We start from the raw sequence: 14659 nt of genomic DNA, 5'->3' as shown, positions 1-14659 counted from the left end.
ATATATGATCTAATACCAGTAAAATGTTTAGGAGGCGGCCTATGTCAGCAGCAGGAAATCGGCAAAAATTTTGGGTCATGGCGATGCTTATAGCGGTCTTCACCGTGTTCGTTTTCTCTTTTTCTGAGAATCATTCACAAAAGAACTGGCACACAGCGGTTGACCAGGCGTCAGTGAATGTCTTCGGCCAGCAGATCTTTGAAAAAGACCGTCTGGCAAAAACACTCGACGCACGTGAGGCAGAATCTCTTTTGACTCTTGTGAAACTTGCAAATGCAGAACATCACATCATCTAAAAGCCATTATAAAAAGCCTGTTTCCCTTGACAGAGGAAACAGGCTTTTTCCATGTATTATTGAGCATGTTTTTGTTCAATAAACCGGTCGATCCGGGCGAGAACATCCTTCATGTCCGTACATTCTTTAAAGCTTTCATTAATGGCTTGAATGCCTTGTTTGTATTTTCCGTTATGCAGCACTTCTTCCGCGGCAAGCTTTACCTTTTCAGCGCTCACTTCATCTTTTTGCACGGTATAGCCTGCATCCAATTCAGTCAGGCGGCGCGCAACCATCGGCTGGTCTTTATCGTGCGGGATGACGACCAGCGGCACTTGATAATGAATGCCTTCATTTACACTGTTCATTCCGCCATGCGTGACAAACACGTCGGCCTGCTCCAGCACTTCAAGCTGCGGCACGTACGGGGCGATGATAAAGTTTTCCGGCGCCTGTTTGATTTTCGACAGATCGGCTTTTTCCCCGGCGGCAATGACTACTTTTCCTTCAAAATCTGAGAACGCTTCTATGCACAGATTGAAAAACGCTTCCGTGTCCCCGAGCACCGTTCCCATTGAGATATAAATGACTTTTTCATTCTTTAGTGAGTCAATCGGGAAGTCGACGCGCCCTTTTCTCTTCGGAAAACTCGGACCGATAAATAAATACTCATCTCCGAATGTCTCACTTTCGGGCTGAAAATATCTGCTTGTATAGACGACGTTCAATTCACCTGTGTTGTTCATAAATTGAACCATGCTGTCAGGGGCGACACCGTATTTGTCTTTCATCTCGGCCAACAGCTCTTCACATTCCCTGTCCGGCTGAAACGGCACGCCCGATTCCGGGTGGAGCGGCAGTATTTTCAGACGGTCTTCATTGAACAGGAAGGATGCTGAAGAAGAGATGCCGGGAATGTTGAGATAATCCCGCACCAGCTCTCCCGCACCGAATTTATCATAATAGACGGCGTCGAATTGAATGTCCTCTGCCAGCCGCTGCACAATATGTAAAATCTCCAGTGACGTTTTGATATGAACCTTTAAAAATGCAAGTATGCCGGACGGACTGCCGGGATCAATAGGTGTCATTCTGAGCAGATCGCTGTGAAGATGAACTTTCGCCCCTACTCCTTCCAGTCTGCTTTTGTATTTTTCCGTTGAGATATAATGAACGTGATCGCCCCGTTCGCTGAAGGCCTTTGTCATACCCAATGTCGGGTTTACGTGTCCTTCTGCGGGAAAATTGATCATCAGAATATGTTTCGCCATTTTTCAATCTCCTTTGCCTTTTTTGCGTCTCTTCCATATCCATCATAAATGACGCGGAAAAAATCATGCAAGGAACATCCGTCAGGTCTTTATGACGGTTCGATGACATCGGCAAAAAAAAGACAAGGCATTTCGCCTTGTCTATCGTGATGATTCGTCTGTTTCTTCCGCTCTCAGCACGCCTTTCAGATGTTCTTCATCATGCTTGAGATGCTCCGTCATATATTGCACGGCTTTTGTTTTGTCGCCCTTTTTTATTTCTTCAAAGACTTTCCGGTGCTCATGCAGGATAACCTCCGCACGGTCATCGCCTTTAAAATTAAGAACTCTGCAAAAATGAATCAGCACATTGACATGCTCAAGCAGCATGGCCAGCCGGCTGTTGCGGCTGAAATCCACAAGGAGCCTATGAAACGACTCGTTTAAGGAAATAATCTCAGTCTCTTTGACGCCTTTATTGATGGCTTCTTCCGTCTCCCGCAGCTGTTTTTCAATGAGGTCAATTTCACTCTCAACCGCTTCATCAATAACGAGTTCGACCGCCAGTGATTCAAGTGACATTCTGATTTTATAAATCTCTTCAACATCCTTAACGGACAAAGAATAAATGACAAAGCCGTTTCGATCGTCTGCCGTCAGAAGCCCGTCCTTTTCAAGGAGCCGCATGGCTTCTCTGACCGGCGACCGGCTGACTCCGAAATCCTTGGCCAGCTGAGTCTCATTCAGCCGTTCACCCGGTTTAAAAATCCCGTCAAATATCATTTTTTTCAATTGGGAATAAAATTGCAGATAATACGGGATTGGCTTATCTAATTTAAAATTATCCATCTTTCCTACCTCTTCATACAATTTAGGCCTTATTGTTACCAAGATCATATAACAGTTTATCTATGGAAGCAACATTCCCGAGCTTGTCAGCATATCGGATGTGGCGTAATATGGAATTATGATGAACGACGGTCGACAGTCTGCCGTAAACCGAAAACAATTCATTCAGAGGTGACGGAAACATGAAAACATACAAGATTGCCAGCATACCGGGGGACGGTGTGGGGAAAGAAACAGTCCCTCAAGCGGAGCGGGTGTTGAACGCGATCGCCGAATTACATGGAGGCATTGCCTTTGATTTCACTTCTTTTCCGTGGAGCTGCGAGTATTATTTGGAGCACGGGACTATGATGCCGGATGATGGATTAGAAAGGTTACAGCACTTTGATGCTTTGTTTTTGGGAGCGGTGGGGAATCAAAAACTCGTCCCCGATCATGTTTCGCTGTGGGGGCTGCTCATCAGGATACGCCGGGAATTTGAACAGGTGATTAATGTGCGGCCGGCGAAGCTCCTGCCGGGTATCACTTCCCCCCTCGTTAACCCGAAGGATTTTGATCTGATAGTCGTCCGCGAAAACAGTGAGGGCGAGTACAGCTCTGTCGGCGGCAGAATCTATCAGGGTGAGGACGAAATCGCCATACAAAACGCGGTCTTTTCCCGCCGGGGTACGGAAAGAGTGATGCGGTATGCTTTCGAACTGGCGGCAAGTCGGCGGAAACACGTCACAAGCGCGACGAAATCAAACGGTATTGTTCACTCGATGCCGTTCTGGGATGACATCTTTAAAGAGGTCAGCCGTGAGTACGCCGGGATTGAGACGGATTCCCAGCACATCGATGCACTGGCGGCCTTCTTTGTCACGCAGCCGGAACGCTTCGATGTCATTGTCGCTTCAAATCTGTTCGGAGATGTGCTGACAGATATCGGCGCGGCGATTATGGGAAGCATCGGAATCGCTCCCGCAGCCAACATCAATGTAAACGGCAAATATCCTTCCATGTTTGAGCCTGTTCACGGCTCCGCCCCGGATATTGTCGGAAAAGGAATTGCCAATCCTATAGGCCAAATATGGACGGCGAAATTAATGCTCGATTCATTCGGAGAAGAGGAACTGGGCCATCTCCTCTTACAATCTATTGAAACGGTCACAAACAGCGGCATTCTGACTCCTGATGTCGGCGGAAAACATACAACGGAAGATGTCACTTCCGCTATTATTTCTCAAATCAAGAACAGATAATACGAAAAAAACCGCGGGCAGGAAAACTGCACAGCGGTTTTTTTCGTCTCAGACGGGACGGATCGCGCAGAAACAGGCCGATTCACCTGTGAAGCCTGCAATACGGCCTGATTGATCCTTTTCTACAGAAAAAAACCGCTGTATATCACGAGGAGCATCCAGCATCTGTTTTTCCAGTAATGCGGCTTTCTCTTCAGTCAGGCCTGCCCGTTCACACCAGACGGTAAATTGAAATGGTTTCAAAAAGCAGACAGCGGATTCAATCCGGAAGCCGGCTGTCTCCAGAAAACGGAGCCATTCTGTTTTTTTCCACGCCCGAAAGTGGCTCTGATCCCGTTTCTTTTCAATGTCATTATAAAAATGGTCATATTCATCCTTTTCAGGTGCGGTATTGTCAATGAGAAGCAGTCTGCCGCCCGGTTTGACAACCCGAAACGCTTCATGAACAAAGGCTCTGACATCGGGAAAATGATGCGCCGCGATTCTGCATGTGACGATATCGAAAGCAGCATCGGAAAACGGCATCTTTTCAGCATCGCCTTTTTTGAATGACACGTTCGTCCATCCGTTTCCGGATATAAATGCTTCAGCGGCTGCTAACATTTCTTCCGTGAGGTCATATGCGATAACAGAGCGTACGAGAGGAGCGAGAGCGTTAGCCGTATGTCCGCCTCCCGTCGCGATATCCAGCACGTCCATATGCTTTTCGGCACCGGAAGCTGAAACGAGATAAGCCAAATCCTCTCCTGCGGCGTGTCCTGGACTAGTCACATATTTCGCGGCGTTTTTGGCAAATTGCCGCTGCGCCTGCTGTTTAATTGAATCCTCCATTATACTCGGGCCCCCTTTTCTTTCTGCTTGCTGCCTTAATCAAAATAAACGGGTTCGTCCGGATGTTTGAAATACGCAAACATCTTTTCAATCTGACTTTCTGTATTGCGGGCGGCAGATAGCGGCGGCAGTTCCGTTTCCCCAAAAAAGCCGGCGGCGCTTGTTTCTGTTCCCTCCCTGATCCGGCCGCCGATGATCTCGCATTTGATAAACACTTTGTAAACGTGGGCGGCGGACGGCGGATGGGAATGGCATTTCTTATCCATTACAGCTAACAGTTTAACGGGCTTTACGTCGATTCCCGACTCCTCTTTTACTTCTTTGACAGCGGTCTCGCCCGGTGAAATCCCGATATCAGCCCATCCTCCCGGCAGCGCCCATCTGCCGTCGCTTTTCTCTCTTACCATTAATATGCTCTGATCTTTAAAAACTGCCGCTCTGATATCAACTTTCGGAGTGGGATAGCCCGTATCACCGGCGAATACGTCTTTTATGACCCTTTTGTCGATGCCGGTATGATGCGCCATGATATCCACGCTTATTTTTCTTATTTCTTCAAATCTCTCAATATCATATATGTCTTTGGAATAAGCCAGCCCCGCTTGCGCCGCGGATTGAAGCTGTTTTGCCCATTCAAGCCATTTTGGCTCCATTTTTTCACCGCCCGTTATGTTAATTGACGAAACCCCAAGAGTCAGGATATTGCACCTTGAGAGTACCGATGCCCATGATCCGTTTCTGCTCCTTGTTTTCTGTGTATGACGGAGCGAATCCTGCCGGAAAATCAGAAAAAAGCCATTCATTTGCTGAATGGCTTTTTTTCATTTTCTATTTTTCTTTCATGACGAGAACGACGCCTGAAACAATAAGAGCCGCCCCGATCCAGAAGGTTCCTCCGATCGTCTCTCCCAGCAGCAGCCAGCCGAGCAAAGTCCCGGAAAGCGGCTGAAAGAAGAAAAACAGACCGCCGCTTGCCGCATTCAGTAATTGCAATCCGCGATTCCAAAGCAAGAACGCGCAGGCGGTTGAGATCACACCCAGATATAAAAGTCCGCCCCATATCTCAGGCCGGGCAAGCTGAGACAAAGGAATCTCCCGAAGCGGGCCCGCTGTAAACGGGGTCAGGATGACAAATGCGACGCAAATGGAATACGTTGTGACGACAAGCGGTGAGTAATGGCCGGGAACCCGTTTCATCAGCACGGACATCAAAGCCCATGTCAGCGCCGCAGCCAGAAGCGAGAGACCGCCGAGCTGGCTCGACATATTGAGATCTCCGTTCCCCACAATGAGCAATACTCCGATCGTCGCCAGCCCTGTCGATATTCCTTTTTTCAGCGTTAACCGTTCTTTCAACATCAGCCGGGCAAATACAACCATAAATGCGGGAGTGGATGCCGTAATAATCGCACCCATCTGCGCGGTTGATAATTTCGTGCCGATTTCCTGCGTGACGATCGAAACCGTGTTGCCGATCAATCCGATCGCAGCGATCAGTAATAAATCACGTTTATGAACTTTCCAGGATTGGCGTGTAAATAAACTGAGAATCAAAAGCGAAAGAAGCGCCACCGCATATCTCAGCCATACCAGTTCAAGCGGCGGAATGACCGCTACCACAACTTTTACAACGACATACATACCGCCCCAGATACTGGCGGCCAATGCCAAATAAATCGAACCGAACAATGTATTTTTCAATTTGATGCACCCTCCGTTATCATATTAGGTCACGTCATATGCCCTAACGGAGAGAAGCGCAGTCACTTTCCTCCATTAAGGGCGGAGAAGTGCTGCCGGTACATCATGTTCAAATAAGGGCGCTAGAAACATATCGTTTTTCACCTCAATTGCAATCTGATTTTTCTCATTATACAAGGTTTGTTAAAAGACGTAAATGAACGGCGGCATCGGCTTTATGGATTGCGGACTTGGAGCTGGATTCTTGTGATCTGATTGTCAAACCCGTCCGCCACAACCTCATCAAGCATATATTCTTCATATGCATAATCGCCCATTTCCAGCCCATACTCTTCAATAAACTGCATGATGCTGCGGTAAGCCGCTTCCGCTTCATCCCCTATTTGGTACCCGACGGCATAAAGCCCTTTCGGCTTGATATGGAGGTCTCTATTCTCTATGCCTTCTTCTGTCTTCATATAAAAATGGGTGTAGTTGTAGAATTCTTTTTTCAGAATCTGCTCCCGCGCAAACAGTCCGCCGACCGGATGCCCCTGATCGAGCTCATGTACCCGCATATAGCGGATCAATTCTGAAATGGCGGCAGTATATTGCCGTTCTGGCAAATGGAGTACGGGCCGTCCTATCATAAGTGTCTCTTCATCTAATCGCTGCAATGAGACGGAGGAAAAGTCTGTCTCCAAGGCTTGTTCGGTCAGCTTCACCTTTGTCCGAATCATCCTTTGCAGGTGCTCCAGCTTTTTGATTTTGCTTTCGATTTCTGAAGATTTCTCTTTTAAAAGCGTGATGATACCCTCAGGGGTTTTGTCTGTTAAGAGCGGTTTGATCTGCTTCAAGGGCACGCCGACCTCCTTAAACAGACCGATGACCTGAAACAGTTCGAATTGATGATAGGAATAGTATCTGTATCCGTTCGCTTTTTTGATTTCCGGAGAAAGCAGGCCGATCTCGTCATAATGGAACAGGGTTTGTTTTTTTACGTGGCACAGTTTTGCAAATTCACCCGTTGTGAAGTATTTTCTGACGTCTTCGCTCATAATGCCTCCTTGACTATACGGTAACCATATCCTTTATGATGATCATTGTATCCGAGAGAAGGCTGATTCACAAATGGCTTACGTAATGAAAGCTTTACCGTCTCAAAAAAAGCGGAAGAGGAGTATCAAGTATGACGATTGAAATCAGAACAGTCACGGAAGAAAACCGTGCCGATATACTGGCGCTTCATGTAAGGGAAAGCCAGACTTCATTTATTGAAACCGCGGAAGAGTGCTTACAAGATGCTGAGGATTGCCGGCATTATCAGCCGGCCGGTCTTTATGTTAACGGGGAATTGGTCGGCTTTGCCATGTACGGATGGTTTCCGGAATATGATGAGGAAAATGAAAACGGCAGAGTGTGGCTTGACCGTTTTTTTATTGATGAACGCTATCAGGGACGGGGATTGGGCAAGCTGTTGCTTGATGCCCTAATCCGTCATCTCACTCAAATATATGATTGCAGACGGATTTATTTAAGCCTGTTTGAAGATAACGTCCACGCATTGCGGCTTTATCAAAAATTCGGCTTCTTATTCAATGGAGAGCTGGACTTCAATGGTGAAAAAGTGATGGTGAAAGAGCTGTAAACCCTCTGTATAAAAGCAATTCGTCTTCTTGCCAATACCTTAAATTTGAGATAACATAAAGATATTAGACGACGGTCGACGGACTACGGTCGATTATTAAAACCTGATACAGCGGAGCGGAACATGGTGATCAGGCATCTAAATGGAGGAGAAGATTGTGCTTATTATACTCGTTATGTTTCTTCTCGGGATTATTCTCGGGTTTATCGGCGCCGGGGGAGCCGGTTTTGTCATTGCACTTTTAACTATACTGTTTCACGTACCGATTCATACGGCTTTAGGCACCTCCCTTGCCGGAATGGCTTTCACAAGTTTATCGGGGGCATTCAGCCACTACCGTGAAGGCAATATTCAGATGAAAATCGGTCTCATCGTCGGCGTTTTTGCGGCATTCGGTTCGTTTTTCGGGGCAAGGCTTACTTCCCTTATCCCCGCAGATTTGCTGCATTACTTGACGGCGGGCATGCTGTTTTTATCTGCTCTGCTTATTTTAGTCCGGTTATTTATTGTAAAAGAAACACAAGAAGATTCCGGACAGCAAAGCAATCTGAACATATGGGTGAAAGCTGTTGTACTCGGTGTCATCGCAGGAATCTTGTCCGGAACGTTCGGGATCGGCTCTGCCCCTTTCATCCAAATCGGCTTAATGATTCTTTTGCGCTTATCCATCCGCCAGTCGGTCGGCACCACCATGCTTGTCATTATCCCGCTTGCGGTCGGCGGAGGACTCGGTTATGTGACGGAAGGATTTGTCGATTATATGCTGTTGGTCAAAGTGCTGATCGGAACGATGTGCGGCGCATATGTCGGAGCGAAATTCACCAACCTCGTGCCGAAAGTCATTCTGAAATCAGCCATCTTTTTAACACCGGCCATCGCCGGTCTCATGCTTTTATTTTAAACTGAAACGGGAGGCGGCCGCCTCCCGTTTTGTTCTGTTCTTCATCTGTTTTCGAAGAGCTTTTTCAGCTTTGCTTCCGTTTCGGTATGATCTACCGGCGTATACACACTGCAACGCAGATCACTGTTGCCCTGAACCTGAAATGAAGTCAGGTTAAAGACCATTTTTCCCGCCTTCGCGTGGCGGAACTCAATTAATACTTCGGGTGCCGAGCTGACTTCGCTCTCATTCCACAGCGTATGAAATTCCGAATACGTTTTCTCCATTTCTTCTATAAACTGAGAATACCACGTATCAGCTACATACTGGCCGTAATACGTTCTGAAAATGGCGATGAATCCTTTCACAAAGTGCTCCCAGTTCACGGCTAAACTTCTTAATTCTTTTCTGGAAAACAATAGCTCTATGAGATTCCGCTTTTCAGGAGGAATTTGTTCAAAATCTAAAAACACGTGCGCCGCAGCCTGGTTCCACCCTACGATATGACACCGCCTGTCCGAGATAATGGTGGGACAATAACGGAGCTCCTGCAGGATTTTTGAAAGGGACGGGCTGATAACCGCTTCTTCCTCCGCAGCAAACGGCTGCTTCACGCCCTCCTCAATGGCAAGCGCGTATAAATAATTTCTCTCATCTTTGTTCAGCTGCAGCGCATCGGAAACGGCGTCCAATACGGCTGCGGACACTTTAATGTCTCTGCCCTGCTCCAGCCACGTATACCACGTGGTGCTTACGCCGGCTAATTGCGCGACCTCTTCTCTTCGGAGTCCGGGCGTTCTTCTCCGTGTACCCATCGGCAGCCCGGCCATCTGCGGAGAAATTTTGGCCCGCTGCGTTTTTAAAAACTCTGAGAGCGCCTGCAATCTTCCTTCTGGTATCATACCGAATCTCTCCTCTCTTACCCTGGTATTCATTATACTAGGATAATCAACAACTTGTAATAGGATAATTGCGAGTTACAATAAATACATACCGAAGGAGGAATGACCATGAAAAGAGTTGTGATCACCGGAATGGGAGTGATTTCACCTCTCGGCAATGATGTGCATACATTTTGGAAACACCTGACGGAAGGAAAATCGGGAATCTCTTTCATCGATTCGTTTGATGTCTCCGGCTCAAAAACAAAAATAGCCGGTACCGTCCGTGATTTTGACGCAGAAGAAAGATGGGGCAGAAAAGAAGCGAGACGGCTTGACCGTTTCAGCCAGTTTGCTCTAGCGGCAGCGGAACAGGCGCTTGAAAGCTCCGGGATTCAGCTCGATCAGATTGACCGTGAACGCCTCGGCGTGTACGTCGGCTCGGGAATCGGCGGCATCACGACTTTGATTGATAACGTTCATACTTTAAATGAACGGGGAGCGCGAAAAGTGAGCCCGAGCCTTGTCCCCATGATGATCTCAAATGCGGCCGCCGCTCAAATCAGCATCAGATTAGGCGCGCTCGGCCCCTCACTTTCTCCCGTCACCGCGTGTTCCATCGGCAATACGTCGATCGGGGAAGCATTCAACGCCATTCGGAATGATGACGCAGATATCATGTTTGCCGGGGGAGCGGAAGCGGCGATTACGAATTTGTCATTAGCCAGCTTCGGCAATGCCCACGCGCTGTCAGCGAGAAACGAAGACCCCGCCGCGGCAAGCCGGCCGTTTGACGCGGATCGCGATGGATTTGTCATGAGTGAAGGCGCGGGCATCTTAGTATTGGAATCATTGGATAGCGCAATCGGCAGAAACGCCCCGATCCTTTGTGAGGTGCTCGGCTACGGCGCAAGCTCTGACGCCTATCATATGGTGGCCTCCCATCCGGAAGGAACGGGCGCATACCTGGCGATGAAAAACGCTTTGAAAAAGGCGAATGTTTCAGCGGAAGACATTGATGTCGTAAGCGCTCATGCGACAAGCACAAAAGCCGGAGATCTTTCTGAAACGTTGGCCATCAAGACATTATTCGGGGAGCTTGCGTATGATATTCCGGTTACGGCAAACAAATCAATGCTCGGCCACATGCTTGGCGCGGCAGGCGGCGTTGAAGCCATCGCTCTGACAGAAAGCCTGAGACACGGCATCATCCCGCCGACGATCAATCTGCAGCACCCTGATTCGGCATGTGATTTGGACTATGTAGCAGACGGGCCCCGCCAGCAATCGTTAACGATCGGCCTTTCCAACTCATTCGGCTTTGGCGGGCATAATTCGGCAATCGTGCTGAAGAAATATGAATAACGGGCATCAAAAAAAGGAGTGAATCATTTCACTCCTTTTTTGCTTTCTCCGGTTTTGTTGTTAAGGCGAAAAAAGCGATGGAACCGATAACGGATGTCGTGAACATAATTGCCCCCATCGGGACGGCCGTCGCTTCATTCATCCCCACAAGCGGCGACACGATGGAACCGAGAAGAAGCGGAAGCATGCCAAGCAGTGCGCTTGCGCTTCCCGCGCGGTGTCCCTGCTTTTCCATCGCCAATGTAAAGGTGCTTGTCAGCGTCATGCCGATCGTAATCATATAAATAAAAATTGAAATCACCAGTGCCGCTAGCGGTCCGTGAATGATCGTCATGACGAGCAGAACGGCAGTCGCCGTCATCGCTGTAATCACGCCGATTCTCAACAGGCTTTTTTCGTGAATGATTCCGCCGAAACGCCCGATGATAAAGCTTCCGGTAATGATCGCCAGACCGTTTATGCCGAATAAAACACTGAATACCTGAGGCGATACTCCGTAAATATCCTGATACACGAAAGGCGTTCCGGAGACATACGCAAAGCTCCCGCCGTGAATAAAACCGACCGTCAGCGCATAGCCGATAAATGACCGATCCTTCAGCAGGCTTCCCATTGTCCGCACGGAATTTCCGATGGAGCTCGGAATCCGCTTTTCCGGCGGCAGGGTTTCTGTCAGCTTGAGCGCAATGATGATTACAAGCAAAAAACCGATAAACGTTAAAAAGAGAAAAATCGTATGCCATGATGCAAACGGAAGCAGTAAAATCGCGCCTCCCGTCATCGGCGCCACCATCGGCGCTACGGCGGTAATGACCATCAGCAGCGAGAAAAATTTAGAAAGCTCTCTTCCCGTAAACACATCTCTGACGATTGCACGGGATAAAACGAGTCCTGCCGAAGCGGTGAATCCTTGAAGAAAACGGGCAATCACTAGTGTTACAATGTTCGGTGCAAGTGCGCAAAACAGAGAAAACAACGCAAATAAAAAAATACATAGTAATAACGGTTTTCTTCTTCCCTTCGCGTCACTTAACGGGCCGACAACAACCTGTCCGATTGTCAGTCCGATCAGACAAGCGGTTAAACTGAGCTGGACAAGCGAAGCGCGGGCGCTTAAATCTTCGGCGATTTCAGGGAAACTCGGCAGATACATATCTATATTGAGCGGCCCCAGTATCGCAAGCATTCCGAGAAGAAAAGCCAGCGCAAGCCGCTCCTTACCGGTCGGATTATGCAGCATATCGTTCCCACCTTTCCTTTGTCAATCTCTCAAAACATTTGTATATTGTATCATAATTTTTTCTTTATTTTTAAAAGTTTTCAAAGGGCATAAAAAAACCAAGGGCTGTAACAGCCCTTGGGTCCGGGTCACGCGATAAAAGGTTTTACGCGTGTTTTTCTTTAAATGCTTTTGCGTATTGATCAGCCGCTATAATGGCATCCGCCACGTCGTCAGCCGTCACGTCAAAAGCGGCATGAATTGTTTCTTCTTCAATCGTCGCGGCTTCTGCCACTTTCATAATGTCCTCTTTAGATGCGTCTTTCAATTTGATGTCTTCAAGTGTGACAGGCAGCCCCAAGCTAATATAAAACGCGATATACCGCTCAATTTCCTCAAGCGAACGTTTTTCCAGCGCCAATTGAACGAGCGTGCCGAATGCCACTTTTTCACCGTGGGTCAAGTGATGGATTTCTCCTTCAAGCGCGGTAAATCCGTTATGAATGGCATGCGCCGCAGCTAAGCCGCCGCTTTCAAATCCCAGTCCGCTCAGAAGTGTATTGGCTTCAACCACCGCTTCCAATGCGGGCGTAACGGCTTTCGCTTTCACAGACTCATAAGCGAGATGGCCGTATTTGAATAATACCGCTTCACATTTTTCCGCGATAGCCTCTCCGGCGATTGTCGGAATTCCGCCTGCCATCGTTTTACCGCCATTGGCGATGACACTGCGCGCCTCTATCCACGTCGCCATCGCATCGGCAATCCCTGATGCTAAAAAGCGCGGCGGAGCTTCCGCGACGATTTTCGTATCGACCAGAACCAGGTCAGGATTCTTATGATAGAAACGATAGTTTTCGAACGCGCCTTGTTCAGAATACACGACAGACAGCCCGCTTGTCGGAGCATCCGTTGAAGCGGCCGTCGGCACGATAACGGTATAGCCGTTTATTTCATCTGATACGGCTTTGGCCGTATCAAGCGTTTTACCGCCGCCGACTCCGATGACAATAGTCGCGCCTGCTTTTTCTGCGATGCCGGCAATTCTTTTCATTTCTTCCTGGGAGGCTTCGCCGTTGAAAACCGCCTCTTCAGAAGAGATATTGCTTTTCTTTAATTCAGCCGTCACCTTGTGGCCCGCGATATCCCATACGGTTTTGTCCGCGATGACGACGGCTTTTTCACCAACGCCCTCCAGATGTCCGCCGATCGTTTCAATGGCGTTTTTTCCCTGCACGTATTTGGCCGGACTGATAAAAATTCGTTCCAATGTCATCATCCCTTCTTCGTTGTCTCTCATTACATTTCTCTTATTGATAGAGCAGAAATGAAAACTCTTCTGATATAATTCCTCGTTTTAAATTGATTTAAACCTCATATACACTGCAGAAAAATCAATTTTCACGGCATTGACAAGATGTGAAGGTGTCTATATAATCTTCGATATTGAAGCTGATCATTCTTTACTGAATGAACAAACGAGATTGTGAATGATTCGTCTTAAAAATTATTTAGTTCTGCTGGATAATTTTTGAGGCGTTTTTGTTTTTTATATATTTTTGACTGCGGAGGAGGTTTGCACATGAAGAACATTTGCAAGGATATACTGATGATTATGGCCGGAGCCTTTCTTATTGCGGCGTCCGTGGAATTTTTCGTCATCCCGAATCATTTAGGGGACGGCAGCACCGTGGGAATCGCTCTCGTGTTATATTATCTTTTCCATATACCTGCAAGTATTACGACTCTGGTTGTAAATTTGATTTTTATCGGGCTGGCTTATAAATTTTTAACGAAAAAAACGATTTTATACACGATACTCGGTACGGGAATGACTTCTGTTTTTCTCAGCATCGTCAGCTTTATTCCGTTCGGCGTGCACGATATGGTGCTCGGGATTGTATTCGGCGCTCTGCTGATGGGAGCGGGGCTGGCATTGATCTTTATTGCTGACGGATCTACCGGCGGGACCACGCTTTTGGCGTATTTATTAAATTACACAAAGGGCTTTAACATCTCCAAAAGCATGTTTTATATGGATTGTGTCATCATTTTCGCATCCGTTTTAGCGATCGGCATCAATCATATGCTGTATACGTTTATATTCGTATATCTGTGCGCCAAAATCGTCGATATTGTCATTGAGGGTTTCCATAATAAAAAAGCCCTCACCATTATGTCTGACCAATACGAAGAAATCGCCAAAGCCATCACCTCCGAGTACGGCAACGCGGCGACGATTTTTTACGGATACGGGTATTACGGCAGCAAAGACAAGCGCATTATCTATGTTGTCATTAAAAAGAACGAATTGCTGAAAATCAAAAAACATGTTCAAAAAATTGACCCGAAATCATTTATCGTTATTCATGAAGTAAAAGAAGCTGTCGGAGGGCAATTCGGGTTTACAAACCTGCCCGCCGCCGGAAATGAAAAATAACCGCCTGCAGTGTATAGCTGCAGGCTTTTTTTATTCGGCTCTTCCCCGCTCAAAGGTTTTTACATTTTTCAATCGAAGTAGTAGAAAAAATCTTTTTGAT

Annotated in this window: 15 protein-coding genes; 6 read left to right on the top strand and 9 right to left on the bottom strand. The window is 47.4% G+C overall.

Annotation, left to right across the window (positions count from 1 at the left end; genetic code table 11):
• Positions 1–41: 41 nt before the first annotated feature.
• Positions 42–296 carry a hypothetical protein gene (locus NSQ37_RS08465; RefSeq protein ID WP_007409304.1) on the top strand — a complete coding sequence of 85 codons (255 nt, stop codon included), beginning with the start codon at positions 42–44 and terminating at the stop codon, positions 294–296.
• Positions 297–352: 56 nt separating this feature from the next.
• Here NSQ37_RS08465 and NSQ37_RS08460 read toward each other — a convergent pair whose 3' ends face one another.
• Entirely contained in the window at positions 353–1546 is a 1194-nt protein-coding gene (locus NSQ37_RS08460) for a macrolide family glycosyltransferase (protein WP_025284340.1), read from the bottom strand.
• A 141-nt stretch (positions 1547–1687) separates the two neighbouring features.
• Positions 1688–2374, bottom strand: a complete 687-nt coding sequence (locus NSQ37_RS08455) for a GntR family transcriptional regulator (protein WP_032866750.1) — start codon at positions 2372–2374, stop codon at positions 1688–1690.
• A 182-nt stretch (positions 2375–2556) separates the two neighbouring features.
• Between NSQ37_RS08455 and NSQ37_RS08450 the strand changes: the two genes are divergently transcribed.
• Positions 2557–3615: a tartrate dehydrogenase gene (locus NSQ37_RS08450; RefSeq protein WP_032866753.1), complete on the top strand. Its 1059-nt coding sequence runs from the start codon at positions 2557–2559 to the stop codon at positions 3613–3615.
• Positions 3616–3663: 48 nt separating this feature from the next.
• Here NSQ37_RS08450 and NSQ37_RS08445 read toward each other — a convergent pair whose 3' ends face one another.
• From NSQ37_RS08445 to NSQ37_RS08430, 4 genes are all read right to left on the bottom strand, one after another.
• The gene (locus tag NSQ37_RS08445) at positions 3664–4446 is read right to left on the bottom strand and encodes a class I SAM-dependent methyltransferase (RefSeq protein WP_032866755.1); all 783 of its coding nucleotides are present in this window, start codon (positions 4444–4446) and stop codon (positions 3664–3666) included.
• A gap of 35 nt (positions 4447–4481) precedes the next feature.
• Positions 4482–5099, bottom strand: a complete 618-nt coding sequence (locus NSQ37_RS08440) for an NUDIX hydrolase (protein ID WP_032866758.1) — start codon at positions 5097–5099, stop codon at positions 4482–4484.
• A gap of 175 nt (positions 5100–5274) precedes the next feature.
• Positions 5275–6147 (bottom strand): DMT family transporter, encoded by an 873-nt coding sequence (locus tag NSQ37_RS08435; RefSeq protein ID WP_032866760.1) that lies wholly within the window; start codon positions 6145–6147, stop codon positions 5275–5277.
• A gap of 215 nt (positions 6148–6362) precedes the next feature.
• Positions 6363–7184, bottom strand: coding sequence for a MerR family transcriptional regulator (locus NSQ37_RS08430; RefSeq protein WP_032866761.1), 822 nt, complete (start codon positions 7182–7184; stop codon positions 6363–6365).
• A gap of 131 nt (positions 7185–7315) precedes the next feature.
• Between NSQ37_RS08430 and NSQ37_RS08425 the strand changes: the two genes are divergently transcribed.
• Together NSQ37_RS08425 and NSQ37_RS08420 are read left to right on the top strand one after the other, a co-directional pair.
• On the top strand, positions 7316–7774 hold the full coding sequence (locus tag NSQ37_RS08425; protein WP_032866763.1) for a GNAT family N-acetyltransferase: 459 nt from the start codon (positions 7316–7318) through the stop codon (positions 7772–7774).
• A gap of 157 nt (positions 7775–7931) precedes the next feature.
• The gene (locus NSQ37_RS08420) at positions 7932–8675 is read left to right on the top strand and encodes a sulfite exporter TauE/SafE family protein (RefSeq protein WP_015416927.1); all 744 of its coding nucleotides are present in this window, start codon (positions 7932–7934) and stop codon (positions 8673–8675) included.
• 41 nt (positions 8676–8716) lie between these two features.
• Here NSQ37_RS08420 and NSQ37_RS08415 read toward each other — a convergent pair whose 3' ends face one another.
• Positions 8717–9556, bottom strand: coding sequence for a helix-turn-helix transcriptional regulator (locus NSQ37_RS08415; RefSeq protein WP_007409314.1), 840 nt, complete (start codon positions 9554–9556; stop codon positions 8717–8719).
• Positions 9557–9664: 108 nt separating this feature from the next.
• Between NSQ37_RS08415 and fabF the strand changes: the two genes are divergently transcribed.
• Positions 9665–10900 carry a beta-ketoacyl-ACP synthase II gene (gene fabF / locus NSQ37_RS08410; RefSeq protein ID WP_021495025.1) on the top strand — a complete coding sequence of 412 codons (1236 nt, stop codon included), beginning with the start codon at positions 9665–9667 and terminating at the stop codon, positions 10898–10900.
• A 28-nt stretch (positions 10901–10928) separates the two neighbouring features.
• Here fabF and NSQ37_RS08405 read toward each other — a convergent pair whose 3' ends face one another.
• Complete coding sequence (locus NSQ37_RS08405; RefSeq protein ID WP_032866766.1) at positions 10929–12140, bottom strand: Bcr/CflA family efflux MFS transporter; 1212 nt, start codon at positions 12138–12140, stop codon at positions 10929–10931.
• A 145-nt stretch (positions 12141–12285) separates the two neighbouring features.
• A complete protein-coding gene (locus NSQ37_RS08400) occupies positions 12286–13419 on the bottom strand; it encodes a glycerol dehydrogenase (protein ID WP_003156056.1) in 1134 nt (377 codons plus the stop codon).
• A 282-nt stretch (positions 13420–13701) separates the two neighbouring features.
• Here NSQ37_RS08400 and NSQ37_RS08395 point away from each other — a divergent pair, with 282 nt between their 5' ends.
• Positions 13702–14559: a YitT family protein gene (locus NSQ37_RS08395; protein ID WP_032866769.1), complete on the top strand. Its 858-nt coding sequence runs from the start codon at positions 13702–13704 to the stop codon at positions 14557–14559.
• Positions 14560–14659: the final 100 nt, after the last annotated feature.

It is taken from the genome of Bacillus sp. FSL P4-0334 (assembly GCF_038004825.1).
GTDB classification, from domain to species: domain Bacteria; phylum Bacillota; class Bacilli; order Bacillales; family Bacillaceae; genus Bacillus; species Bacillus velezensis.
The sequence above is the reverse complement of the archived record's forward strand: the minus strand, read 5'-3'. Positions and strand labels throughout refer to the sequence as shown.

Excerpts from the sequence above, each read along its gene's own strand:
- NSQ37_RS08465 (WP_007409304.1), top strand. The coding sequence starts at position 42 with ATGTCAGCAGCAGGAAATCGGCAAAAATTTTGGGTCATGGCGATGCTT.
- NSQ37_RS08460 (WP_025284340.1), bottom strand. The coding sequence starts at position 1,546 with ATGGCGAAACATATTCTGATGATCAATTTTCCCGCAGAAGGACACGTA.
- NSQ37_RS08455 (WP_032866750.1), bottom strand. The coding sequence starts at position 2,374 with ATGGATAATTTTAAATTAGATAAGCCAATCCCGTATTATCTGCAATTT.
- NSQ37_RS08450 (WP_032866753.1), top strand. The coding sequence starts at position 2,557 with ATGAAAACATACAAGATTGCCAGCATACCGGGGGACGGTGTGGGGAAA.
- NSQ37_RS08445 (WP_032866755.1), bottom strand. The coding sequence starts at position 4,446 with ATGGAGGATTCAATTAAACAGCAGGCGCAGCGGCAATTTGCCAAAAAC.
- NSQ37_RS08440 (WP_032866758.1), bottom strand. The coding sequence starts at position 5,099 with ATGGAGCCAAAATGGCTTGAATGGGCAAAACAGCTTCAATCCGCGGCG.
- NSQ37_RS08430 (WP_032866761.1), bottom strand. The coding sequence starts at position 7,184 with ATGAGCGAAGACGTCAGAAAATACTTCACAACGGGTGAATTTGCAAAA.
- NSQ37_RS08425 (WP_032866763.1), top strand. The coding sequence starts at position 7,316 with ATGACGATTGAAATCAGAACAGTCACGGAAGAAAACCGTGCCGATATA.
- NSQ37_RS08415 (WP_007409314.1), bottom strand. The coding sequence starts at position 9,556 with ATGATACCAGAAGGAAGATTGCAGGCGCTCTCAGAGTTTTTAAAAACG.
- fabF (WP_021495025.1), top strand. The coding sequence starts at position 9,665 with ATGAAAAGAGTTGTGATCACCGGAATGGGAGTGATTTCACCTCTCGGC.
- NSQ37_RS08405 (WP_032866766.1), bottom strand. The coding sequence starts at position 12,140 with ATGCTGCATAATCCGACCGGTAAGGAGCGGCTTGCGCTGGCTTTTCTT.
- NSQ37_RS08400 (WP_003156056.1), bottom strand. The coding sequence starts at position 13,419 with ATGAGAGACAACGAAGAAGGGATGATGACATTGGAACGAATTTTTATC.
- NSQ37_RS08395 (WP_032866769.1), top strand. The coding sequence starts at position 13,702 with ATGAAGAACATTTGCAAGGATATACTGATGATTATGGCCGGAGCCTTT.